This window comes from Dyella choica, assembly GCF_003977665.1.
Lineage (GTDB): Bacteria > Pseudomonadota > Gammaproteobacteria > Xanthomonadales > Rhodanobacteraceae > Dyella_B > Dyella_B choica.
This window is the reverse complement of record NZ_RYYV01000067.1, coordinates 1-1116: the sequence shown is the minus strand read 5'-3', so window position 1 is coordinate 1116 and position 1116 is coordinate 1. Positions and strand designations below refer to the sequence as shown.

1 protein-coding gene is annotated in these 1116 nt (G+C 63.2%); it reads right to left on the bottom strand.

Annotated features, from left to right (window positions below):
- Nucleotides 1-7: 7 nt before the first annotated feature.
- Entirely contained in the window at nt 8-1072 is a 1065-nt protein-coding gene (locus EKH80_RS23705) for an IS30 family transposase (protein WP_126687257.1), read from the bottom strand.
- Nucleotides 1073-1116: the final 44 nt, after the last annotated feature.

The window sequence follows — 1116 nt, the reverse complement described above, 5'->3', positions numbered from 1 at the left end:
GGCGGAGTCAATCTAGAAGTGCATCATCGATCTTTTGTGCCAGATCGTCTCGCCCAAGCGCTCGCATAAACATCTCGGCCGGGCAGTGATAGTCCAAGGTGGCGCGAGGGCGTGTGTTGAGCTTGCGGGCAATCGCGTCCAATTGACGTTGGCTGTACACCGACAAGTCCGTGCCTTTGGGGAGGTATTGCCGCAACAAGCCGTTGGTGTTTTCGCAGATGCCTCGCTGCCAGGGGCTGCGCGGATCGGCGAAGTAAATCGACAGCCCTGTGCGCTCGCCCAGAGTCTTGTACAAAGCCATCTCCTTGCCTTGGTCATAGGTCAAGGTCTGGCGCAGCTCGGCCGGCAAGGGCTGGAAAGCACGGCTAAACCCCTCCAGCGCCTCCTGCGCGGAGCAGCCCTCCATCCGCACCAATTTCAAGAACAAGGTGTGGCGATCCACCAAGACGCCCACTGATGACTGGTTGCGCGCCCCTTTGATGAAATCACCTTCCCAATGCCCCGGCAGCAGGCGTTCATTGGCCTCCGGCGGCCGGTCGTGGATGCTCGGCAAATCGTGCATCTGGCCGCGTCGATCCGCCCCTCGCCCACGCGGACGACGGGCGCACTTATGTTGGCGCAGCAACGCCACCAGTTCGCGTCGCAACGCCCCGCGTGGGGCCGCATAGATGGCGGTGTAAATCGTTTCGTGGGACACGTGACAGGCCCGTTGATCAGGGTATCGCCGACGCAGTGTGAGACTGACTTGCTGGGGTGACCAGCCTTTGCCCAGCAAGCGCCGGACTTTGACCCACAACCGCGAAGGGGGGAGCAGTTTGCGGGCACGCCGGGGTTTACGCCCTAACCGGCGGGCACGCTGGCCCGCTCGCTGCGCGTCGTACGCCAAACGCGGACGCCCCATATACGGAGTCGTCGACGGCTCGCGGTGGCCGTTGCGGGCCAACTCTCGGCTAATCGTGCTGGGCGAGCGTCCAAGCAGATGGGCCAACTGGCGGGCGCTCTCGCCCCTTGCTTTGCCGACCATGATCGCGCCGCGCTCTTCGGCGCTCAGGTGGCTGTAGTGCTTGCCCAAGACCGTTCCTTACGGGGGTGTTGCACTTGAGTTTAGAGACCGCC